General features: G+C 65.5%; 26 protein-coding genes. 14 read left to right on the top strand and 12 right to left on the bottom strand.

Translation table 11 applies throughout. The features are described from left to right. Positions 1-28: 28 nt before the first annotated feature. Positions 29-481, top strand: coding sequence for a helix-turn-helix domain-containing protein (locus AXW84_RS14200; RefSeq protein ID WP_082773904.1), 453 nt, complete (start codon positions 29-31; stop codon positions 479-481). Further along, entirely contained in the window at positions 478-1,176 is a 699-nt protein-coding gene (locus AXW84_RS14195) for a transposase (RefSeq protein WP_071891348.1), read from the top strand. The genes AXW84_RS14200 and AXW84_RS14195 overlap by 4 nt, the downstream gene beginning before the upstream one ends. A gap of 123 nt (positions 1,177-1,299) precedes the next feature. On the opposite strand, the gene AXW84_RS14190 is transcribed toward AXW84_RS14195, so the two are convergent. Next, positions 1,300-3,210 (bottom strand): ABC-F family ATP-binding cassette domain-containing protein, encoded by a 1,911-nt coding sequence (locus tag AXW84_RS14190; RefSeq protein ID WP_068234439.1) that lies wholly within the window; start codon positions 3,208-3,210, stop codon positions 1,300-1,302. Between the two features lie 135 nt (positions 3,211-3,345). Between AXW84_RS14190 and AXW84_RS14185 the strand changes: the two genes are divergently transcribed. Together AXW84_RS14185 and AXW84_RS14180 are read left to right on the top strand one after the other, a co-directional pair. Further along, on the top strand, positions 3,346-4,371 hold the full coding sequence (locus AXW84_RS14185) for an SMP-30/gluconolactonase/LRE family protein (RefSeq protein WP_068234436.1): 1,026 nt from the start codon (positions 3,346-3,348) through the stop codon (positions 4,369-4,371). A gap of 44 nt (positions 4,372-4,415) precedes the next feature. Further along, entirely contained in the window at positions 4,416-4,958 is a 543-nt protein-coding gene (locus AXW84_RS14180) for a 2'-5' RNA ligase family protein (RefSeq protein WP_068234433.1), read from the top strand. Here AXW84_RS14180 and AXW84_RS14175 read toward each other — a convergent pair. The 3 genes from AXW84_RS14175 to AXW84_RS14165 form a co-directional block, all read right to left on the bottom strand. Further along, positions 4,916-5,617, bottom strand: coding sequence for a DNA-3-methyladenine glycosylase family protein (locus tag AXW84_RS14175; RefSeq protein ID WP_082773902.1), 702 nt, complete (start codon positions 5,615-5,617; stop codon positions 4,916-4,918). The genes AXW84_RS14180 and AXW84_RS14175 overlap by 43 nt on opposite strands. A gap of 59 nt (positions 5,618-5,676) precedes the next feature. Then, entirely contained in the window at positions 5,677-6,333 is a 657-nt protein-coding gene (locus AXW84_RS14170) for a metallophosphoesterase (RefSeq protein WP_068234430.1), read from the bottom strand. 167 nt (positions 6,334-6,500) lie between these two features. Continuing rightward, positions 6,501-7,550, bottom strand: coding sequence for a threonine aldolase family protein (locus AXW84_RS14165; protein WP_068239449.1), 1,050 nt, complete (start codon positions 7,548-7,550; stop codon positions 6,501-6,503). 180 nt (positions 7,551-7,730) lie between these two features. On the opposite strand from AXW84_RS14165, the gene AXW84_RS14160 reads away from it, so the two are divergent. The 4 genes from AXW84_RS14160 (at position 7,731) to AXW84_RS14150 (ending at position 9,257) form a co-directional block, all read left to right on the top strand. Further along, positions 7,731-8,423 (top strand): hypothetical protein, encoded by a 693-nt coding sequence (locus AXW84_RS14160; protein ID WP_068234429.1) that lies wholly within the window; start codon positions 7,731-7,733, stop codon positions 8,421-8,423. A gap of 216 nt (positions 8,424-8,639) precedes the next feature. Further along, positions 8,640-8,861, top strand: coding sequence for a hypothetical protein (locus tag AXW84_RS14155; protein ID WP_068234428.1), 222 nt, complete (start codon positions 8,640-8,642; stop codon positions 8,859-8,861). Positions 8,862-8,867: 6 nt separating this feature from the next. Continuing rightward, complete coding sequence (locus AXW84_RS26255; RefSeq protein WP_257722065.1) at positions 8,868-8,999, top strand: hypothetical protein; 132 nt, start codon at positions 8,868-8,870, stop codon at positions 8,997-8,999. Between the two features lie 30 nt (positions 9,000-9,029). Next, positions 9,030-9,257 (top strand): hypothetical protein, encoded by a 228-nt coding sequence (locus AXW84_RS14150; protein ID WP_068234426.1) that lies wholly within the window; start codon positions 9,030-9,032, stop codon positions 9,255-9,257. A gap of 76 nt (positions 9,258-9,333) precedes the next feature. Here AXW84_RS14150 and AXW84_RS14145 read toward each other — a convergent pair whose 3' ends face one another. Further along, complete coding sequence (locus AXW84_RS14145; protein ID WP_068234424.1) at positions 9,334-9,843, bottom strand: metallophosphoesterase family protein; 510 nt, start codon at positions 9,841-9,843, stop codon at positions 9,334-9,336. Between the two features lie 105 nt (positions 9,844-9,948). On the opposite strand from AXW84_RS14145, the gene AXW84_RS14140 reads away from it, so the two are divergent. Both AXW84_RS14140 and AXW84_RS14135 read left to right on the top strand, forming a co-directional pair. Then, positions 9,949-10,656: an NUDIX hydrolase gene (locus AXW84_RS14140; RefSeq protein WP_068234422.1), complete on the top strand. Its 708-nt coding sequence runs from the start codon at positions 9,949-9,951 to the stop codon at positions 10,654-10,656. 15 nt (positions 10,657-10,671) lie between these two features. Next, the gene (locus AXW84_RS14135) at positions 10,672-11,145 is read left to right on the top strand and encodes a hypothetical protein (protein WP_068234420.1); all 474 of its coding nucleotides are present in this window, start codon (positions 10,672-10,674) and stop codon (positions 11,143-11,145) included. A gap of 117 nt (positions 11,146-11,262) precedes the next feature. Here AXW84_RS14135 and coaD read toward each other — a convergent pair whose 3' ends face one another. The 4 genes from coaD to AXW84_RS14115 form a co-directional block, all read right to left on the bottom strand. Then, positions 11,263-11,733 (bottom strand): pantetheine-phosphate adenylyltransferase, encoded by a 471-nt coding sequence (coaD, locus tag AXW84_RS14130; RefSeq protein ID WP_068234417.1) that lies wholly within the window; start codon positions 11,731-11,733, stop codon positions 11,263-11,265. Positions 11,734-11,825: 92 nt separating this feature from the next. Beyond that, positions 11,826-12,707, bottom strand: a complete 882-nt coding sequence (locus tag AXW84_RS14125; protein WP_157887027.1) for a DUF3822 family protein — start codon at positions 12,705-12,707, stop codon at positions 11,826-11,828. Between the two features lie 56 nt (positions 12,708-12,763). Beyond that, entirely contained in the window at positions 12,764-13,276 is a 513-nt protein-coding gene (locus AXW84_RS14120; protein ID WP_068234412.1) for an NUDIX domain-containing protein, read from the bottom strand. A gap of 6 nt (positions 13,277-13,282) precedes the next feature. After that, positions 13,283-13,969, bottom strand: a complete 687-nt coding sequence (locus AXW84_RS14115; protein WP_071891346.1) for a DUF4126 domain-containing protein — start codon at positions 13,967-13,969, stop codon at positions 13,283-13,285. 198 nt (positions 13,970-14,167) lie between these two features. On the opposite strand from AXW84_RS14115, the gene AXW84_RS14110 reads away from it, so the two are divergent. From AXW84_RS14110 to AXW84_RS14095, 4 genes are all read left to right on the top strand, one after another. Continuing rightward, positions 14,168-14,608 (top strand): PaaI family thioesterase, encoded by a 441-nt coding sequence (locus tag AXW84_RS14110; protein WP_068234410.1) that lies wholly within the window; start codon positions 14,168-14,170, stop codon positions 14,606-14,608. Next, positions 14,605-15,081: a hypothetical protein gene (locus AXW84_RS14105; RefSeq protein ID WP_157887026.1), complete on the top strand. Its 477-nt coding sequence runs from the start codon at positions 14,605-14,607 to the stop codon at positions 15,079-15,081. Before AXW84_RS14110 ends, AXW84_RS14105 begins: the two co-directional genes overlap by 4 nt. Positions 15,082-15,237: 156 nt before the next feature. Next, positions 15,238-16,668, top strand: a complete 1,431-nt coding sequence (locus AXW84_RS14100) for an ATP-dependent DNA helicase (protein ID WP_068234405.1) — start codon at positions 15,238-15,240, stop codon at positions 16,666-16,668. Between the two features lie 166 nt (positions 16,669-16,834). Continuing rightward, positions 16,835-17,281 (top strand): DUF1573 domain-containing protein, encoded by a 447-nt coding sequence (locus AXW84_RS14095; RefSeq protein WP_068234402.1) that lies wholly within the window; start codon positions 16,835-16,837, stop codon positions 17,279-17,281. A 92-nt stretch (positions 17,282-17,373) separates the two neighbouring features. Here AXW84_RS14095 and AXW84_RS14090 read toward each other — a convergent pair whose 3' ends face one another. From AXW84_RS14090 to AXW84_RS14080, 3 genes are all read right to left on the bottom strand, one after another. Then, positions 17,374-17,748 (bottom strand): DUF423 domain-containing protein, encoded by a 375-nt coding sequence (locus AXW84_RS14090; protein WP_068234400.1) that lies wholly within the window; start codon positions 17,746-17,748, stop codon positions 17,374-17,376. 136 nt (positions 17,749-17,884) lie between these two features. Beyond that, positions 17,885-18,556: a YggS family pyridoxal phosphate-dependent enzyme gene (locus AXW84_RS14085; protein WP_068234395.1), complete on the bottom strand. Its 672-nt coding sequence runs from the start codon at positions 18,554-18,556 to the stop codon at positions 17,885-17,887. Positions 18,557-18,775: 219 nt separating this feature from the next. Beyond that, positions 18,776-19,804 (bottom strand): vWA domain-containing protein, encoded by a 1,029-nt coding sequence (locus AXW84_RS14080; protein WP_068234392.1) that lies wholly within the window; start codon positions 19,802-19,804, stop codon positions 18,776-18,778. Positions 19,805-19,825 lie beyond the last annotated feature (21 nt).

The raw sequence follows: 19,825 nt of genomic DNA, 5'->3' as shown, positions 1-19,825 counted from the left end.
AAAGTAAGGAGCTTGGAGTTGGGGGCCCATGGCTCGACCAATCACTCCCTTTGCCCTACCGGCGGCTGACCAAGCCGCCCTCGAAAACTTTACGCGCATGGGCCGGCGGCCCGTGCGGGCGGTGCGCCGGGCGCAGGTCCTGCTGGCCCTGGCCACCGGTATCGGCCAGCAGGCGGCCGGTCAGGCCGTTGGCCGCAGCCGCCAGGCCGTCAGCCAGGTGCGCCGCCGCTACGAAGCCGCGGGCTGGCAAGCTGCCCTGGCCGAGGCCCCGCGTAGCGGCGGGCCGCCGCACGCCGCCGTGACGGCGCTGGCCTGCACGCCGGCCCCGGTGGACCACCGCCGCTGGGCCCTGCGCTTGCTGGCCGACAAGGCGGTGGAATTGGCGCTGGTCGGGGCCATTTCGCACGAAACGGTGCGCCAAGTGCTCAAAAAAACGAGTTGCGGCCTCACCGCCAGCAGCACGGGTGCCGGGGGGCAGTGAACGCCGCATTCGTGGCCCGGACGGAGGACGTGTTGGCGGTGTACGAGCGGCCCCACGACCCGCGCTTTCCCGTCGCCTGCTTCGATGAGCGCCCCTGCGTGTTGCACGGCCAGCCGGTCGAGCCGCGGCCGCCGGTGCCCGCTCAACCGGCTGCGGGCGCACAACCGGCCAAGGCCGGGCGGCCCCGGCGCGAAAGCAGCCCCTACGTGCGGCAGGGCACGGCCTGCCTGCTGGCCGCTTTTGAGCCGGGTACGGGCCAGCGCCTGGTCGAGGTGTCGGCCCGCCGTACCGGGGCCGACTACTGCCGCTTCGTGCAGGCCCTGGCGGCGGCCGACCCACAGGCTGAAAAAATCGTGCGGGTGCAGGATAACCTCAATACCCCTGCCGACGCCGTCTTTTATCAGCACCTGCCCGCAGCGGAAGCCCGCGTACTGGCCGCGCGTTTCGAGGGGCATTACACGCCCCAAAACGCCTCCTGGCTCCATATGGTCGAACTCGAACGCTCCGCCATTGCCCGCCATTGCCTGCACCAGCGCATCCCCACCCTGGCAGAACTCACGGCCCACGTCACCGCCTGCGTGACCCAGCGCAACGCCGCCCGCGCCACCGTCCACTGGCAGTTTACCCTCGAAAAGGCCCGCACCAACCTCGGCCGACACTACCAGAAAATTAGGGCAACTAACTACCCTGACTAAGCACTAGTAGTTGAAAAATAATTATTTTTCATTTCTTATCGAAACTGGGCGCTACCCAAAAAAAGCCTCTCTCAAAGCAATTTGCTTTGAGAGAGGCTTTTTGATTTTAATAACTACCCAGAATTACATTTCCGCCAGCATTTCCCAGCGGTCGTTCAGGCGGCCCAATTCCTTTTTTACCTGCTCAAATTTCACCGTGGCGTCTTTGAGCTGCGCGGCGTTTTGGTAGATTTTGGGGTCGGCTAGCTCCTTTTCGTAGCCGGCTAATTCTTTTTCCAGGGTGTCGATTTTGGCTTCTACTTCGGCCAATTCTTTCAGCGCCTTTTTCTGGTCGGGTGAGGCAGTTTTAGCAGGGGCGGTTTCGGCTTTTTTCTCTTCCTTGGGCACCGGCTTGGGGGCGCTGGGGCTGGGCAGGCCGGCTTTTTTGGCGGCTTTCTCGCGGTCTTCCTGCCACTGCTCGTACTCGGCGTAGGTGCCGGGGTACTCCTTCAGTTGGAAATCCTCGATGTACCAGATTTTGGTGGCCACGTTCTCCACAAAGAACCGGTCGTGGCTGATGACGATGAACGTGCCCTGGTACTGCTCCAGGGCCTGAATCAGAATGTTCACCGACACCATGTCGAGGTGGTTGGTCGGTTCGTCGAGCAGCAGGAAGTTGGCTTCCGAAATCAGGGTTTTAGCCAGGGCCACGCGGCTTTTCTCGCCGCCGCTCAGCACCTTGATTTTCTTGAACACTTCTTCGCCCGTGAACAGGAACGAGCCCAACACCGAGCGCAGCTCCATGTCGTTGCGCTTCGAGCCGGCCTCGCTCATCTCCTGCAAAATCTCGTTGTCGAGCGTCAGGCTTTCGAGCTGGTGCTGGGCGTAGAACGACATGATGACGTTGTGGCCCAGCTGGTGCTTGCCGGCGGTGGGGGCCTCGGTGCCGGCCACCAGGCGCATGAGCGTCGACTTGCCCTTGCCGTTGGCGCCGATGAGCGCAATTTTATCGCCCCGCTCGATGTGCACGTTCGTGTCGCGGAAAATCAGCTTCTCGTCGTACTTCTTCGTCACGTGCTCCATGCGCAGGATGTGCCGGCCGGGCTCCACCTTGAACTGGAACTTGATGTTGACCTTGGCCGCGTCCTGGGCCACGTCTTCGATGCGCTCCAATTTGTCGAGCGCCTTCACGCGGCTTTGGGCCTGCTTGGCCTTGCTGGCCTTGGCCTTGAAGCGCTCGATGAAGCGCTCGGCGGCCCGAATTTGCGACTGCTGGTTCTCAAAAGCGCCCTTCTGGATGAGGTTGCGTTCCTCTTTCTCTTCCAGGTAATACGAGTAGTTGCCGGCGTAGGGCACCAGCTTGCCGCCAGTTACTTCCACCGTGGTGTTGGTGGTGCGGTCGAGGAATTCGCGGTCGTGGCTCACGATGATGACGGCGCCCTCGTAGTCGGCCAGGTAGTTTTCAATCCACTTGATGCTGGGCAGGTCCAAGTGGTTGGTGGGTTCGTCGAGCAGCAGCAGGGAGGGTTGCTGGAGCAGGATTTTGGCCAGCATCACGCGCATGCGCCAGCCGCCCGAAAACGACTTCAGCGGCTTTTGCAGCTCCTCGGTGCTGAAGCCCAGGCCCTCCAGAATCTCCTCGGCGCGGGCTTGCATGGTGTAGCCGCCCAGGGCCTCAAACCGCTCCTGCAAGTTGGCCAGCTTCTCCACCAGGTCGTCGGTGTAGTCGGTTTCGAACTTCACCAAAATTGCCTCAATCTCGTCCTGCAAGCGCAGCGCCTCCTCGAAGGCCTGCATGGCCACGTGCAGGATGCTCTCGTGGGTGTCGTAGCTCAGCAGGTCCTGGTTGAGGAAGCCCAGGCTCACTTCCTTGCTCATCGAGATGCTGCCGCCGTCGGCCTTGTACTCGCCCACCAGCAGCCGCAGCAGCGTGGACTTACCCGTGCCGTTGAGGCCGATGAGGCCGATTTTGTCTTTGGGCTTGATGTGCAGGCTGGCGTGGTCGTACAGGGCACGGGAGCCAAAGTGAAAGTCGAGGTCGGAAATGGAAATCATCGGGTGCGGCGTATTGAAGGGCAAAGGTACGGCGCGCAACGCCCGGCCGGTGCCGCGCCGGGGCCCCGGCGGCACAACCGCGCCCCGCGCCGGGGCGTATGGCAACGCAACCATTGTTGCATTCATCCCCCATTCATGCCCGCTCGCCCGTCCCTTTTTGCTCCGTTTAGGGCCCCGGCCCGCCGCCTGGCCCCGCTGGCCGGCCTGCTGGCCCTGGCCGCCTGCTCCAAAAACGACATTCCAATTGCCCAGCCCGAGGCCCCCGAAACGGTGGTTTTCACCAAGGCCGGCCTTTACCCCGAAGGCATGCAGTACGACGCCGCCGGCAGCCGCTTTCTGGTCAGTTCGCAAACCGCGGGCACTGTGGGGGCCGTGACGGATAACGGCACCTACACCGAATTCGCCACCGACGCCGCCCTGGTGTCGAGCATCGGCCTGAACCTGGACGCCGGCCGCAACCGCGTGCTGGTGGCCGTGTCGGACCCCGGCTACAACACCGCCCGCAGCACCGCGGCCACGCTGCGCAAGCTGGCGCGCCTGGCCATCTTCAACCGCGACAACGGCCAGCTGGTGCGCGCCGTGGACCTGGGGGCCCTGCTGCCCGGCCTCAACCACTTCGCCAACGACATTGCCGTGGACGCCCAGGGCAACGCCTACGTGACCGACAGCTTCGCGCCCGTCATCTATAAGGTAGACCTGCAGGGCAACGCCACGGTGCTGCTGAACAATGCGCAGTTCGCGGCCCCGGCCGGCACGTTTGGCCTCAACGGCATTGTGTACCACCCCGACGGCTACTTGCTGGTGGCCAAGTCCGACGTGGGGGCCCTATTCAAGGTGCCGCTCAGCGACCCCAGCACCTTCAGCCGCGTGGCCACCACCGGCCTGAACCTGACCGGGGCCGACGGCATGCGCCTGCAAGACAACAACACGCTGCAAGTGAGCACCAACGCCCAGGCCAAGGTGCAGCGCCTGACCACCGCCAACGGCTGGGGCGCCGCCGCGCTCGGCGGTACCTTCGCCACGCCGCCGCAGTACCCCACCACCCTGGCCGCCCGCACCGGCACCGACGGCTACGTGCTCTATTCCAACCTCAACGCCTTGCAGGCCAACCAACAGCCGCCGGTGAGCCAGTTCACCATCGCCCGGCTGCGGTTCCAGTAGGGGCCCGGGGCCCCAGGTTTTTGTCCGCTTTTTTGCCCGTTGCAATGCTCGCCATCACGTCCATGCTGCACCCGCGCAATGCCCAGCGGGTCAACAAAATCATTACCGAACTCGAAGCCAAGTTTGGCCTGAAGGCCGTGCAGGCCACGCCTGCGCCGCACTTCACGTTCATGCTGGCGGGGGTGCGCAGCATCGGCACGCTGCACCACTCCCTGGTTGAAGTGGCCGCCACCACGCCGCCGTTTTCGGCCTACACCACGGGCATCGGCATCTTCCCGGGGCCCAAGCCGGTGATTTACATCCCCGTGCTGCGCTCGTTCGACCTCAACCACCTGCACCAGCGGGTGCTGGATGTGACGCAGCCGCTCTGCAAGGGCACCGACCGCTTCAACGCGCCCTCGCGCTGGCTGCCCCACCTCTCGCTGGCCCTGCACGACACCACGCCCGAAACCCTGGGCCCCGTGTTGCACTTTTTGAACGAGAGCACCTACAACATGCGTCTGAACATCAACAACATCGGCATCATGCAGAAAAAGGGCAGCCACTACAAATGCGTCGAGCAAATCGAGCTGACGGGCCGGGACTGAGTGGGGTCAATTTTTAATTGCCTCGCACCCGTAAGCGACTCTAGTTCGGTTTTCTGGTCGAGGCTCTGCCAGAGGTACTTGCAGGCCAGGGTGCGGTAGGGGCGCCAAGCTTCGGCCAGGGCCAGCATTTCTTTTTGCAGGGCCCGCCCGGTGGTTTCGAGGCCGTAGTAGCGGCGCATGGCGTTTTGAACCCCCAAGTCGCCTTCGGCGAACACGTCGGGCTGGTCGAGGGCAAACATCTGCAGCATCTGGGCCGTCCAGCGGCCCACGCCCCGGATGGCCGTCAGGTGCTGGGTAAAGGCTTCCTCCGAAAGGCTGGTGAGGTGCTCGTAGTCGAGCAGGCCGCGCTCGTTGTACGCGGCAATGGCCTGGAGGTAGCCGGCTTTCTGGCGCGAGAGGCCCACCTGGCGCAGGTCGTCCTCACTCATTTCCAGCAAGATGCGCGGCTCGGGGTAGCCCTCGGGCCGGAACAGGGCTGTGAACCGCCCCCAGATGGCGGCCGCCGCTTTGGTTGAAATCTGTTGGCTGACGATGGCCCGCAGCAGGGCCAGGTACAGGTCTTCGTGGGCGCGGGGCGCAATGGCGGGGCCCCGGGCAATGAGGGCGGCCAGCACCGGATCGGTGGCGCTGAGGTGCTGGAGGGCGGCGGTTTGGGACATAAAACGGCGAATAAACGGAGCCTTGGTAAACCCCAACCCCCGCAAAATTGCTCCCGGCGTCAGGACAAATCGCGCGGGTCGGTGGGCAAGGAGATGATTTCCAGCACCTCGCCCGTTTCGCTCAGGCGCACGCCGGTGAGGGACTGGCCGCGGTAGGCGCCCGTGTCGAGGTACAGGGCCTGGGCGGCGGCGTCGAAGCGCGGGTGGCCGTCGTCGGTGGGGGTGTGGCCCACCACTTGCAGCTTGCCCAGGTTCAGCAGGGGGCCCCGGCGCCAAAGCGAGCCGTCGGAGTTGGTAGGGTCGAAAGGAAAAGCGGTGTCGGCCCGGCCGGCGTGCGAAATCAGCAGGTGGTCGCTCTCCCAAAAGTAGGGCCGCTCGCCGAGCCAGGCCGTGTGGGGCCCCAGCCAGGCTGGGTGGTTGAATTGGTATTGGTGCAGGGTTTCGCGCCCGCCCCAGCCCAGCCACTCGGACAGCGGCCCGCCGGGGCCCAGGTGCTGGGCCATGCCCCAATCGTGGTTGCCCATCAAAAACACCGCGTTGGCAGGGTTGTGCTGCTGGAGCTGGCGGGCCAGTTCCACTACGCCGGGGCTGTCCGTACCACGGTCCACGAGGTCGCCCACTTGCACGAGGCGCTCGGTGGCCGGCCGCCAGTGCCGCAGCAAGGCGCTGAACGTGTGGAAGCACCCGTGCACATCGCCGATAACAAATAAATTCATGCAGCCTTATTAACGGCAACGAAGAAAAAATGGCCGGCCCCGCGCCCCGCAGGCGCCGCAACCAAGGCCGCGCGCAGCCCCGGCTGCCCAACGGCGAGGTACCCTGGCAACTCGCGCCAGGGCAAGCCACTGCGCAACACCAGTTACCCATTCTTCCAATCACCAACTCAGTCCTTCACCAACTCACTCATTGCCAGCGCGGCTTCCACCCGGGCCAGGCCGGCGTCGTCCACGTCGAGATGCGTTACGAAGCGCACCCACTGGGGGCCAAACTCGCTGGCTTTGATGCCGTGGGCTTCCAAATGCGCCAGGAAGGTGGCGGTGGGCAGCGTGGCGTGCAGGCGGAAAATGACGAGGTTGGTTTCCGGCGCCAGCACCTCGGCCACGTAGGGCTGGCGGGCCAGGGCCCCGGCGAGGCGAGCGGCGCGGGCGTGGTCGTCGGCGAGGCGGTCCACGTTGTGTTCCAGCGCGTAGAGGCCCGCCGCGGCCAGGTAGCCGGCCTGGCGCCACCCGCCCCCGAAGGCCTTGCGCAGCCGCTTGCACTTCTGAATGAACGCCGCCGAGCCCAGCAGCACCGAGCCCACCGGGGCCCCCAGCCCCTTGCTCAGGCACACCGAAATGGAGTCGAACAGCTGGCCGTAGTCCTCGGTGCGCTGGCCGGTGGCCACGGCGGCGTTGAACACCCGGGCCCCGTCGAGGTGCAGCGGCAGCTGGTGGCGGCGCGCCACCGCGGCAATGGCCACCAGCTCGGGCCAGGCGTAGCAGCTGCCGCCGCCGCGGTTGTGGGTGTTTTCGAGGCAGATGAGGCGCGTGGTGGGGTAGTGGACGTTCGCGGGCCGGATGGCCGCTTCCACCTGCGCGGCCGTGAGGCGGCCCCGCTCGCCGGGCAGCAGCGCCACGCTGGCCCCCGAGTGGAAGGCGATGCCGCCCACTTCCCACAGGTACACATGGGCCGTCTGTTCGCAAATCACTTCGCTCAGCGGCTCGGTGTGGGCCTTGATGGCGATTTGGTTGGTCATGGTGCCGGAAGGGCAAAACAAGCCGGCTTCCAGGCCGAAGCGGGCGGCGGTGGCGGCTTCGAGGCGGGCCACGGTGGGGTCTTCCTCGTACACGTCGTCGCCCACGGGGGCCCCGAACATGGCTTCGAGCATGGCCGGGGTGGGGCGCGTCACGGTGTCGGAGCGCAAATCGACGAGGGGTAGGGCGGGGGAGGACATAGCGGGAGCAGCGAAGAAAAATCGGGCAATGGGCCAGCGGCGGCCCATTGCAAAAGTAGCCCGTGGGGCCCCAGGCCGGGCCCCAAACCCGTTAAATGCCCCCTCGTTTTTACTTTCCGAATTAAAACCGTACTTTTGCCCTCCATTTCCTAAGCAATAAGACCTTAACCGCCCGGCACCATGTCCGTTACCCGCCTCAAGCGCAAGCACCGCAAAAACATTGCCCGCGCCAACAACAAGCAGCACATCATCAAAAACCTGCTCCGTACCCCGGTGCTGAAAAACGTGGACCTGGACGAGCTGAAGAGCCGCTTCACCACGCCGGCGGGCGCTGCCCTGGCCGCTAAAGCCGATTCGCTGGCCGCTAAAGCCGATTCGCTGGTTGACAAAGCCAAGCAGGTCGTTACCGATGCCGTGGAAACCGTTTCGAACTCCGAGGTGGTCGGCAAAGCCAAGCAGGCGGTGAGCGACGCAACGGACGCCGTGGTGCACGCGCCCGTGGTTGAAAAAGCCAAGGACCTGGTGAGCGAAGCTGCTGCTCCGGCGGCCGGCGGCGAGTCGTTTTTTGACCGAGCTAAGCACGCCGTGAGCGATGCCGTGGAGGCCGTATCGAGCTCCGAAGTGCTGGAAAAAGCCAAGCACGCGGTGAGCGATGCCATCGACGCGGTTAGCCATTCCGAAGTGCTGGACAAGGCCAAAGAGGTGGCTGGCACCGTAATGGACACCGTAAAGCACGCCGTGGGCGCTGACGCCCCCGCCGCTGACAAAACTGCTGAGAACGCCGCCGATTTCGACGCCGCCGAAGCCGTAACCAAGCCCGTGAACGAAGACGGCCAGAGCGGCGAGCACCCCAAGCCCGAAATCGCGCTGTAAGGATTTTTGCCCAGCAGCTGCCATCGTTTAAAAGCGCCTTTCCCACGCGGGAAGGCGCTTTTTGCGTTTTATTCAGGCTCCTTACTTCCGGGGCCCCATTCCCGAAAGCGAACGAAGGAGCCGGGCAAGAACGCTTGGCCAGTTTTTCGGGCGCGAGGTCTTAATTTGGGTAAATAAAAATCCTTCGTTCACGCTGCCCTGCTCAGCGCGCTGGCCTTGCCGGCGGCAGCGCAGGCAAAGCTCAACCTCCGGCTCAAGCACGAGCTCGACAGCATTTACGCGGTGGACCAGCGCTACCGCGCCATGCTGTTTGACCCGCGCATCAACCGCAACCCAGATTCGTTGGCGGCCGCGCTGGGAGTGACGAAAGCCGTGCTCAACGCCACCCTCATGGACCGGATGCACCGGGTGGACGCCACCGACTTGGGGCGCATATAAGCCATTGTGAAGCAGGACGGCTGCCCTGGCAAGTCGCTGGTGGGCGCACCTACCAATGAGGCCGTGTGGAGCGTTATCCAGCACACCCCGGCCACAATCCCCCAGTACTTGCCGATGATGAAAGCGGCTGCCGAATAGGGGGAGCTGCCCTTCTTCCGGTAAGCCGCGATGCTGGACCGCCAGCTGATGAACGATGGCAAAGAGCAGCTGTACGGCACACAGGCGAGGGGCTACAACGGGCAGCCGCCCTTCGTCTGGCCCATCCAGAACCCGGCGCAGGTGAACCAGCGCCGCCGGCAGGCCGGGTTTAAAGACACGGTGGAGGAAAACGCTGCCGTGCTGGGGGTTGCCTACAAGGTGCTGACCCTTGGCGATGTAGCAAAAATGCCCAAGTAGGAACGCTCGTCCTCTGGCAAGCCAATCGGCTCCTGTCCGCGTGCCGTTTGCCTGGCCGCCTGCCCAAACTGCGGCACTACTCCAGGGCCCCCCGCTTGCCCAGTTCTACGGCCTGCAAGTCCACGACTTTGCCGGCCTCGACGCCGAAGCGCAGCAGCGTGCGCACCTGGTGGAAGCCGTGGCGGCCGGCCGCGCCGGGGTTGAGGTGCAGCAGGCCGCGGGCCTTGTCGGGCACGACGCGCAGGATGTGCGAGTGGCCCGTGACGAACAGGCCGGGCCGGGCGGCGTCGAGCAGGGGGCGGGCCGCCGGGGCGTAGTGGCCCGGGTAGCCGCCGATGTGGGTGATGAGCACGCGCAGGCCCTCGACCACAAAATCCTGCACCAAGGGCTCGGTGCGGCGCACGTCGGCCCCGTCGATGTTGCCGTACACGCCCCGGAACACGGGCGCCAGGGCTTCCAGGGCCCCCACCACGGCGGCGGTGCCGAAGTCGCCGGCGTGCCAAATTTCGTCGCAGCCGCGCAGGTGGTGCGCGATGCGCTCGTCGAAATAACCGTGGGTGTCGGAGAGCAGGCCAATGCGTTTCATGCGGCAAAGATGGGCCCCGGCCCACCCAAAGCGGCGCGGCCCCGTATCTTGCGGGGCGGGCCCCACGGCGGCCCGCGGCCCATTCATTCCCCGACCTTTGCTCCGATGAATCTCTTCATCAACGATATTCCGCTGGTTATCAAAAAGCTAAGCGAGAAAGTGTACAAGCACAAATACGACCTGGTGCTGGGCCCCGAGCAGCAGTTCACATCCAAGGACTTGGTGGGCGACGTGCTGGTGCGCGACGCCACCACCGCGTTCCTCGACCGCTTGCTGCGGCTGATGGAGGTGAAAAAGCTCAAAAAGCTGACCTCCCTCACCATGCTGGTGCGCAAGAAAAGCCTGCTCATCCAACACCTTAAGGACCAGTTTAAGATTGCCAAAGCCGCTGGTGGGCTGGTGGTGAAGAATGGCCAGGTACTGATGATTTACCGCCTCGGCAAGTGGGATTTGCCCAAGGGCAAGCTCAAAAGCGACGAAGACACCGTGCTGGGGGCCCTGCGCGAGGTGGAGGAGGAAACCAACATCAAGCTGGCCATCGGCGAGGAGCTGCCCAGCACCTGGCACAGCTACGCCTACAAGGGCAACAAGATGCTCAAGAAAACCAGCTGGTTTGTGATGCAGTGCCTCGACGACTCGGTGATGAAGCCCCAGGCCGAGGAATACATCGAGGAAGTGCGCTGGATGACGCCCCAGGAGGCCCTGGCCAAGCTCGACGATTCCTACGCGTCCATTGCCCTGGTGATGCGCCACTACCTGAGCAAGGCCGGCGGCGGCAAGTCCTCGAAAGAAACCGCCACCGCCGGGAAATAAATTTATCTTGCCGCCATGCGCCGTTTTGCTAAGTTCCTGCCGTTGCTTTTGCTGGGGGCTGCGGCGCAGCTGGCCTGCTCGCGGGCCCGCGAACGAGAAGATAGCTCCACTGCGCGCGTATCGGTACCGCCCGCCCGCACGGCGGCGGCCCCGGCTGTGAACCTGGCGGCCGTGGTGGGCCGTTCCATTGACGAAGTGCGCCGGCAGCTGGGGCCCGCCCGGGCCCTGCCCGCCGGCTTCCAGGACCCCGTGCGGCGGTCCGGGACCGACTCGACGCTGGCTTTCCAGCCGCGGGGCCTGACGGTGGTGGCCAGTTACGACGCCCGCACCCGCCGCGTGCTCGATTTGCTGGTGCTGGGCAACGACGAAGAGGCCCTCATGCGCCGCACCGGGCTGCTGGCCGAAGCCCCCGGCTACTTACTGTTGCCCGTGTTCGCCGTCAACCGCAGCACCCGGCTGGTGGGCCTGCGCATCGTGCCCCGCGGGTAGCCGGTAGGTTCTGGCTGGTTGCGGCATCAAAAGCAAGCAACAAGGCCGTCGTGCTTAACCTGGCGTCCACGCAGTGACGCACGAGTGTTCTCCGGGTTTGATGATTCAAAAACAGCGCTAAAAAGGCGGCGCGGGCGGCAGGGGGTAGGGCACAAAATCGTGCACGTCGCCGCCGTAGCGGTGGATGTCGCGGATGATGGTGCTGCTAATAGCCGCCAGCGGCGGGGCCGTGATGAGGAACACCGATTCCAGGCCGGGGTTGACGTGGCGGTTGGCTTGGGCGATGGTGTTTTCGTACTCAAAATCGGTGGTGTTGCGCAGCCCGCGCAGCAGAAACTGGGCCCCCACCTCGCGGGCGTACACCGCCGTGAGGCCCCGAAATGTGCGCACCGACACCCGCGGCTCGTCGGCAAACACGCCTTGGATGAGCGCCAGCATCTGTTCCAGCGGCAAGTAGCGCTGCTTGCTACTGTTGGTGCCCAGCGCCACAATCACCTCGTCAAACAGTGCCGTGCCGCGCCGCACCACATCAAGGTGCCCGTTGGTAAACGGGTCGAACGAACCGGGAAAAAGGGCAATGCGGGGCACGGGGAAGGGGTATGGGCCGGTGGGTTGTAAGCTGGGCGCGACGTGTTTAGCCGGGGCCGATGCCCCGCGCCTGGCCTACGCTCCACAGCCGGTTAGACAAAGTGTAGGCTGAACAAGTCGAAGTAGCGGTGCTCGAACACCTCGTTGAGGCGGTAGCTGTAGAACAAGTCGTAGGGCCGGGGCCCAAAGCGGACGTTGCGCACGTAGTTGCGCAGCAGCGTGAACAAGGCCGAGTCGTGCGTGAGCTCGCCCCACACGGTCAGCTCGTCTTGGTCGGGGTTCAGGCCCAGCTCCTGCATCACCAGCACGGTGTAGTAGAGCACGTCCTCGGCGGTGGCGAAGGGGAATACGTTGCAGTACTGGAGTTGGGGCCCCAGCACCACCAGCGTCAGCTCCTGGGCCCCCAGGCAGAGGTAGAGCCGGCGCGGGGCCCCGGCGTCGCGCTGGTGGGCCAGGCCCGCCAGCAGGCCGCTGGTGTGGTGCAGCAGCTGGCCGCTGGGCCCGTGGGTGGCGGCCAGCCAGGCGGCCAGGTCCGCGTCGGCGGCAAACACGTTCACCAAATCGAGGCTGGGGTGGGGGCGGGCGTAGGTGGCCTCGGCGGGCCCCAGGGTGTGGTGCAGGCGCAGGGCGGCGGCCTCGTCGCCGGGCCGGAACAGGGCCGCGGGCAGCAGCGTGAAGGCCCGGCCGGTGGTGGCCAGGCGCACGGCGTGCCAGCCGGCGCGCCCCAGGCAGTCGTGGGCGGCGGCCAGGGCGGGCAGGCCCCCGGGCGGCAGGGCGTAGTCTTCGAGCAGCACAAACGACTGGCGGGCCACCTCCACGGCGGCCACGCGCAGGCGGCCGGCCCCCACGGTCAGGTACAGGTTGTAGGCGGCGCGGTGGTTGGGGTCGAAGCTATCGTCGCGCAGGCGCAACAGTGCGGCCGGGGCAACGGGCGCGGCCGAAGAAGCAGGGAAAGGAGCGGTGGAAACGGGCACGGGCAAAGCAAAAAGCCGAACGGCTCCGCAAGATACAGCCGCGCGCCCCGCCCGCTTTACCCCCCAAACCGCAGCTGCGGCACAAATACGTCGTCGATGCTGAGCAGGCCGCGCAGCACCGGGTGCACGTGCGCCGGCGGCAGGGCCAGCAGCTGCCGGGGGGTGTGCCAGGCCAGCTCGGTGAGCAGCTGGGCATCGGGGGCGTGCTCGGGGTCGTGGCCCAGGCGCGGGGCGGGCGGGGCCCCGTCGGTGGTCAGCACCTCAAAAAACAGCTCCAGCGCCTGCAAGCCGTCGCGCCGAAACTCGTGCAAATGCAGGAAGCGGCCCACCCGCACCGCCAGCCCGGTTTCCTCCTGAAATTCGCGCACCAGCCCCTCGTGCAGGCTCTCGCCAAATTGCCAGCCCCCGCCCGGCGGCGACCAAAACGGGGCCCCCACGGGCAGCAGGCCCCGGTGGGCGGCCAGCAGCAGGCGGTTGTCGTGCAGCAGCAGGCCGCCCACGCGCACGCGCACCTGGCCGGCATACAGCGCCAGCAGCGTGTCAGATGGCGGAACGGAATAATCGGTCATTGCAACTCAAAAGAAGCCCGGCAGTTGGCCAGGCGCGCAGGCTGTACGCAAAAAATGCATACAAGGTGGCAAAACAGCCCCGGGGCCCTGCGCCGCCGGGGCCCCGGCGCGGCGCACCGCCCGCCGCTGCCGCCAGCGCCGCAGCCGTCCCAGCCCAAATAGTACCAGGGCCACGGCCCCCACGCCGGCCACCAGCGGCAGCGCCAGGGCCAGCACAGCGCCGCCCACGGCCAGCACGTTTTCGAGGGTGGATAATACCGGGTTGGCCAGGCCGCCGGTGGTGGCCGTGGCGCCGGCCCGCAGCAGCGCCGTGCCGCCCTGCACCAGCCCGGCCGTGCCGCCGCCCACCACAATGCCCAGCCCCCAGCGCAAGGCCGGGTCGAGGTGGGGTAGTGAGGAGGTCATCAGCAGGGCCCCCGCCACCACGGCCGCCGGCGTGGTAAGCGCGTCAAGCACGTTGTCGACCACCGGCAGGTAGTAGCCCAGCACCTCGAACACCGTGGCCGCGGCCAGCGCCAGCATGGCCGCCCACGAGCCCAGCCACGCGAAGCCCGGCGCCGCCGGTAGCCACCCAAAGTGGTGCGCCACGCTGGCCGCCAGCAGCGGCACAAACACCCGGAAGCCGCTGCTGGCGGCCAGGCCCAGGCCCAGGGCCCCGGCCACAATGTATTCGGTGAGAGGGAGGGTTTCCATGCCCGTTAAAGTAGGAAAAAAGCCACCGTTTCGCCGCTGTTCTACCGCGGCCGGCCCGCCACCTATCTTTGCCCGGGGCCCCCAGGGCGGGGCGAAATTGCAGAAATCCGCCGCGATTCAGTTCTTAAACGCCCTTAAAAATTACGACAAGTACAAAACGGTACATAGTCCCGTACCTCCACCCGCTCCGCTTACGCCTTGACACCTGACCTACCCAACCCAGCCCTCGCCGACGACCTCGAAGCCCGCATCCGCCGCAAGCTGCTGCGCCAGAACTTCATGCACCACGTGGGGGCCGACCTGACCCTAATTGCCCCCGGCCGCATCGAGGCCGAGCTGCTCATCGGCGAGCAGCACAAGCAGCAGCGCGGCTTCGTGCACGGCGGCATGGTGGCCACAATGGCCGACCTGGCCGCGGGCTTCGCCGCCGTCACCCTCGTGCCCGACGACCACGGCGTGGTCACGGCCGACTTGCGCGTGTCGTACCTGCACCCCAGCGTGGGCCACAAGCTCACCGCCGTCGGCTGGGTACTGAAGGCCGGCCGCCGCCTGCACTTCTGCGAAGCCGAGGTGTGGTGCGACGGCCTGCTGGTGGCCAAAGCCTCGGCCACGATGGCGGTGATTGAACCGGTCGCGTGAGCCAGTCGTTTGAAAATCCTCCGGTTGGCTACTTTCGGTTGTTTCAGGGGGACGATGGCAGCTTCGTCGATATGCACGAAACCCACGGCAAGCTGGAAAGCCGCCAAAATATTCCCATTGCCTTATTCTTAGCGGCTCTTGGGGAACGGGTTCGGCTGCTGCCGGTATACGATTTGCAGGGAGTCAAAAGCCCGGACGCCACCCGCGACGGAATGGAATGGGAATTTAAAGTACCTGAAGGCCGTACTGCCAATGCTATTGACAAAGCCTTGCGCGGGGCCAGCCGTCAAGCGGCCCGCGTGCTGATTCAGGTAGCGGAAGAGCTTGACCGCCAGTTATTGGAGCAGGCCATCCACGGCCGCGTTAGGCGCGCCGTAAATATTGCGGAAGTAGCCATCTTACTGCCTGGTGCGTTGCACCATTTCACGCGACAGGAAATCTTAAACAACACCTTCCGCGGAAAAATTGGCTAAAAAAATGGGGAGCGCAGCATGCTGCGTCTCCCCGGGGGGTCAGGGCTTTCACCCCATCCATTACAAATATAGTGCGCAGTTGCCTATAACAGCGCAGGTCTGCATCTATACAACACGCAAGGACCCAAGAAAAGTTGTTGCTCTACCAAGTTCTCTATGCTCTCCGTTCGTCACCCTTCCGTTCGCGACTTTTTCCCTTACGAGCCCACCGACGACCAGGCGCTGCTGTTTGCTAAGCTCGACGAGTTTTTGCGCGACCAGCTGCCGGGGCGCAAGGTGTTTGTGCTGCGCGGCTACGCGGGCACGGGCAAAACCACCGTCGTCAGCGCCCTGGTGCAGTGGCTGCACCAGCTCCAGCGCAAGTACACGCTGATGGCCCCCACGGGGCGCGCCGCCAAGGTGATGGCCGGCTACGCGGGCGTGCCCGCCGGCACCATCCACAAAAAGATTTACCGCCAAACCTCGGGGGCCCCGGCCGAGCGGCTCAGCTTCCAGCGGCAGCCCAACCGGGTGGAGCAGATGCTCTACATCGTGGACGAGGCCTCGATGATTTCCGACGAAAAGGCGTTCGGCGAAACCGGGCTGCTCGACGACCTGATGAACTTCGTGTTCGAGAAGCAGACCAATAAGCTGCTGCTCATCGGCGACACGGCCCAGCTGCCGCCGGTGGGCCAGCTCCTGAGCCCCGCCCTCGACCCCGAGGGCCTGGCCCACCGCTTCCGCGCCCAAGTGGCCACTGTGGAGCTGCGCCAGGTGATGCGCCAGGCCCTGAACTCGGGCATCCTGGTGAACGCCACGGAGTTGCGCGAGGAGCTGCGGCAGCCGGTGCCCAACATTCAGCTGCACACCCTGGGCTTCCGCGACATGTTTAAGATGGGCGGCGACAAGCTGGAAGACGGTCTGCGCTGGGCCTACCGCGAGTTTGGGCACGAGAACACGACCATCATCTGCCGCTCCAACCGCAACGCCAACCAGTACAACCAGCTCATCCGGAGGGCCCTGTTTGATGCCGAGGAGGAGATTGAGGGCGGCGACTACCTGATGGTGGTGCGCAACAACTACTACTGGCTCGATAAGGACTCGGAAATCGGGTTTTTGGCCAACGGCGACTTCCTGCAAATCAGCAAGATCATCCGGCGCGAGGAGGTGTACGGCTTCCACTTTGCCCAGGCCCGGGTGCGGCTCGTGGACTACCCCGACGAGCCCGAGCTGGAGGTGAAGCTGCTCCTCGACACGCTGCACACCGAGAGCCCGGCCCTGCCGTCCGACCGCAACAACGAGCTGTACCAGGCCGTGGCCGCCGACTACGCCCACCTCAAAACCAAGGCCGAGCGCTACAAGGAAATGCGCAAAGACCCGTACCTCAACGCCTTGCAAATCAAGTTTGCCTACGCCCTCACCTGCCACAAGGCGCAGGGCGGCCAGTGGCAGGCCGTGTTCGTGGACCACGGCTTCCTGAAGCCCGACGAGCCGCTGGCGGGCGAGTTTGCGCGTTGGCTGTACACGGCCATCACGCGGGCCTCGGAACGGCTGTTTCTGCTCAATTTCCAGCAGCGCCTGGTGAGCGACCCGCCGGTGGAGGACTGACGGCTAGCTGGGGGCCCTGGAATTTTCGCGGCGCGGGCGCTGTTGCGGCGGCGGTGCGGGGCCCCGGGCGGCGGCTTTGGCCCCGGATTTGCCAAGCCCGCCAAAACGCGTAATTTTACCCGTCGCCTTTCTGCTGCTCCTCAACCCATCCCGTTTCCTTACAATTATGAAAAAAGCCCTCTTGCTCGCCCTGAGCCTGACCGCCGCCGGCTTCACTGCCCAGGCCCAAACCGCGAAGCCCGCCGCGGCCGCCGCCAAAACGGCCGGCCCGGCCATCACCTTCGAAGAGTCGAAGTACGACTTCGGCTCGGTGGCCCAAGGCGGCATGGTTGACCACACGTTCAAATTCAAGAACACCGGCACCCAGCCCCTCATCATTTCCAACATCGGCGTGAGCTGCGGCTGCACCACCCCCGAGTACACCAAGGCGCCCGTGATGCCCGGCAAAACTGGTTCCATTGCCGCCCACTTCAACTCGGCCGGCAAAATGGGCATGCAGAACAAAGTGCTGACCATCGAGTCGAACGCCACCGCGGGCCCCACCACGGTGTCGCTCGTGGGCGAGGTGAAGGAAGCCGGCGCTGCCGCCGCCAGCACCACCAAAGCCAACTAAGCCAGGCTTTTGCAAAAGCTAAAAAGGGCGGCCCGCACCAGCGGGCCGCCCTTTTTGCGTGCGGTTCGGAACGGGGCGGGGGCCCCGGGGCCCTACAGGTTGCGCACGGCCAGCGCCAGCGCCAGCCAGCCGCCGATGAGCAGCAGGCCGCCCACCGGGGCCACCGCCCCCAGCTTCGTCACGCCCGTAAAGCACAGCGCGTACAGCGAGCCGCTGAACACCAGCACGCCCCCCAGCCACAGGTTGCCCACGAGGCCCAGGCGCAGCTCGGGGCGGAATACCCACAGCACACCTACCGCCAGCATGGCCAGCGTGTGGTAAAACTGGTAGCGCACGGCGGTTTCGAAAGTGTCGAACCGGCCCGAGGCTTCGAGCATGGGCCGCAGCCCGTGGGCCCCGAAGGCACCGATGGCCACGCCCAGAAAGCCCAGGGCGGCGGCAATTTGAATGAGAAGGCGAGCAGTCATTTAGGTGAAATAAAGTTTAGATTATTAGGTTGTAGCGTGGACGCTGCGAGCCCGCGCGGTTGAACGGTTGCCCAACGACAACCGGCAGGACGAAGCGAAACGCGCGGACTCGCAGCGTCCACGCTACGTTGTGCTGCTAGCCGCGGTGGCCGAAGATGGCGCTGCCCACGCGGATGAGCGTGCTGCCCGCGGCCAGGGCCAGGGCGTAGTCGCCGCTCATGCCCATCGAGATTTCGCGAAACTCGGCGTCGTCGGCAAAATGCTTGGCTTTTAGCGCGTCTAAGTAGCTGCGGAGCTGGCCAAATTCCTGGCTTACCTGCGTTGCGTCGGGCGTGTTGGTGGCGATGCCCATCACGCCGGTGAGGCGCACGTGTTGCAGGGCCCCAAACTCGGCGGAGGCCAGGATTTCCTCGGCTTCGGGCAGCGAGAGGCCGGTTTTGGCTTCCTCCTCGGCGATGTGGAATTGCAGCAGCCCGCGGATGACGCGGTTGTGGCGGGCGGCCTGGCGGTCAAGCTCTTGCAGTAGGCGCAGGCTGTCCACACTCTGCACCGTGTGCACGAACGGGGCGATGAGCTTGACCTTGTTGGTTTGGAGGTGGCCGATAAGGTGCCATTCCACGTCGGGCGGCAGCTGGGGGGCTTTTTCGGCCATTTCCGGGGCCCTGTTTTCGCCGAAGAGGCGGCTGCCGGCGGCGTAGGCTTCTTGCAGCAGCGGCACGGGGTGGGTCTTGGTGACGGCCACCAGCCGGGCCCCGGTGCCGGCTATTTTCTCTTCAAACGCGTGGATGTTGTCGGCAATACTGGGCATGGGGCAAAGGTAAGGTGGGGTAGGGGCGGACTGCCAACGCAGTCAAAGTTTGGCCATCACGTTCATTATCATTAGGCCGTCATGCTGAGCCTGTCGAAGCATCTCTCCCGCGGCGGTAATGAGTGAATAGTGAGCGGGAGGGATGCTTCGACAGGCTCAGCATGACGGCCCGATGATAACGGCCAAATAGCGCCGCAGCAATCATCCAACCAACAACAGCTAATCCTCCAGCGGGTTGCTGAGGAACGTGCTTTTCAGGGCCAGCCACAGCAGCCACAGCGCGATGCTGAGGGCCAGGTAGGGGCGGTAAAAATCCTTGGTGTTGCGGTAGCGCAGCTGGCGGATGTCAGACTTTTCGAGGCCGTCGATGCGGGCAAATACCTGGCTCAGCGCCGCGTTGTCGGTGGCCCGAAAGAACTGGCCGTCGGCGGCCTGGGCCAGCTCGCGCATCGTGGTTTCGTCGAGGCGGGTTTGCACGAAACGCGGGCGGCCCAGCGAGTCCTGGCCGAAGGGCACGAAGCCGTCTTTGCCCAGCCCGATGGTGTAGAGGCGGATGCCGTAGGCGTGGGCCAGGCGGGCGGCCAGCAGCGGGTCGAGGGCCCCGCCGGTGTTTTCGCCGTCGGACAGCAAAATGCAGACACGCGAGCGGGCCGTCGATTCGCGCAAGCGGTTGATGGCCACGCCCAGCGCCGTGCCGATGGCCGTGCCATCGTCAGCAATCAGGCCCAGCTTGAGGCTGGCCAGGTCTTCGCGCAGCAGGTCGTAGTCGGTGGTGAGGGGCGCCAGCGAGTAGGCCGTGCCGGCGAAGGCCACCAGGCCCAGGCGGTCGCCGGCGCGGCGGTTCACGAAGCGGGTGGCCAGGCGCTTGGCGGCTTCGAGGCGGTTGGGGCGCAGGTCCTGGATTTCCATCGAGCCCGACACGTCCACGGCCAGCACCAGGTCGATGCCGCGGCCGGTTTGCTCTACCCGCTCGTCGGTGCGCTGGGGGCGGGCCAGGGCCACCACGGCCAGCACCAGGGCCAGGCCCAGCACCGCATCGGGCACGAAGCGCAGCAGCGCCACCGCCCCGGCCCCGGGGGCCACGCCGGGCGCCAGCGTCACGGGCACCTGCGCGCGCCAGCGGTGGGCCAGGCCCCGGCGCAGCAGAAACAGCAGCGGCACCGCCCCGATGAGCAGCAGCAGCAACGGGTGCTGCCACTGGTAGCCGGCCAGGGTGGCGTAGCGCAAAAACTCGGGAAAGCTGCTCATTGGCGCAAAAGTACGGGCCGC

Source organism: Hymenobacter sp. PAMC 26628, assembly GCF_001562275.1.
Lineage (GTDB): Bacteria > Bacteroidota > Bacteroidia > Cytophagales > Hymenobacteraceae > Hymenobacter.
Note: the sequence above shows the minus strand (reverse complement) of the source record. Positions and strands in the feature narration are given on the sequence as shown.

Excerpts from the sequence above, each read along its gene's own strand:
- AXW84_RS14200 (WP_082773904.1), top strand. The coding sequence starts at position 29 with ATGGCTCGACCAATCACTCCCTTTGCCCTACCGGCGGCTGACCAAGCC.
- AXW84_RS14190 (WP_068234439.1), bottom strand. The coding sequence starts at position 3,210 with ATGATTTCCATTTCCGACCTCGACTTTCACTTTGGCTCCCGTGCCCTG.
- AXW84_RS14185 (WP_068234436.1), top strand. The coding sequence starts at position 3,346 with ATGCCCGCTCGCCCGTCCCTTTTTGCTCCGTTTAGGGCCCCGGCCCGC.
- AXW84_RS14180 (WP_068234433.1), top strand. The coding sequence starts at position 4,416 with ATGCTCGCCATCACGTCCATGCTGCACCCGCGCAATGCCCAGCGGGTC.
- AXW84_RS14175 (WP_082773902.1), bottom strand. The coding sequence starts at position 5,617 with ATGTCCCAAACCGCCGCCCTCCAGCACCTCAGCGCCACCGATCCGGTG.
- AXW84_RS14170 (WP_068234430.1), bottom strand. The coding sequence starts at position 6,333 with ATGAATTTATTTGTTATCGGCGATGTGCACGGGTGCTTCCACACGTTC.
- AXW84_RS14165 (WP_068239449.1), bottom strand. The coding sequence starts at position 7,550 with ATGTCCTCCCCCGCCCTACCCCTCGTCGATTTGCGCTCCGACACCGTG.
- AXW84_RS14160 (WP_068234429.1), top strand. The coding sequence starts at position 7,731 with ATGTCCGTTACCCGCCTCAAGCGCAAGCACCGCAAAAACATTGCCCGC.
- AXW84_RS14150 (WP_068234426.1), top strand. The coding sequence starts at position 9,030 with ATGCTGGACCGCCAGCTGATGAACGATGGCAAAGAGCAGCTGTACGGC.
- AXW84_RS14145 (WP_068234424.1), bottom strand. The coding sequence starts at position 9,843 with ATGAAACGCATTGGCCTGCTCTCCGACACCCACGGTTATTTCGACGAG.
- AXW84_RS14140 (WP_068234422.1), top strand. The coding sequence starts at position 9,949 with ATGAATCTCTTCATCAACGATATTCCGCTGGTTATCAAAAAGCTAAGC.
- AXW84_RS14135 (WP_068234420.1), top strand. The coding sequence starts at position 10,672 with ATGCGCCGTTTTGCTAAGTTCCTGCCGTTGCTTTTGCTGGGGGCTGCG.
- AXW84_RS14120 (WP_068234412.1), bottom strand. The coding sequence starts at position 13,276 with ATGACCGATTATTCCGTTCCGCCATCTGACACGCTGCTGGCGCTGTAT.
- AXW84_RS14115 (WP_071891346.1), bottom strand. The coding sequence starts at position 13,969 with ATGGAAACCCTCCCTCTCACCGAATACATTGTGGCCGGGGCCCTGGGC.
- AXW84_RS14100 (WP_068234405.1), top strand. The coding sequence starts at position 15,238 with ATGCTCTCCGTTCGTCACCCTTCCGTTCGCGACTTTTTCCCTTACGAG.
- AXW84_RS14095 (WP_068234402.1), top strand. The coding sequence starts at position 16,835 with ATGAAAAAAGCCCTCTTGCTCGCCCTGAGCCTGACCGCCGCCGGCTTC.
- AXW84_RS14090 (WP_068234400.1), bottom strand. The coding sequence starts at position 17,748 with ATGACTGCTCGCCTTCTCATTCAAATTGCCGCCGCCCTGGGCTTTCTG.
- AXW84_RS14085 (WP_068234395.1), bottom strand. The coding sequence starts at position 18,556 with ATGCCCAGTATTGCCGACAACATCCACGCGTTTGAAGAGAAAATAGCC.
- AXW84_RS14080 (WP_068234392.1), bottom strand. The coding sequence starts at position 19,804 with ATGAGCAGCTTTCCCGAGTTTTTGCGCTACGCCACCCTGGCCGGCTAC.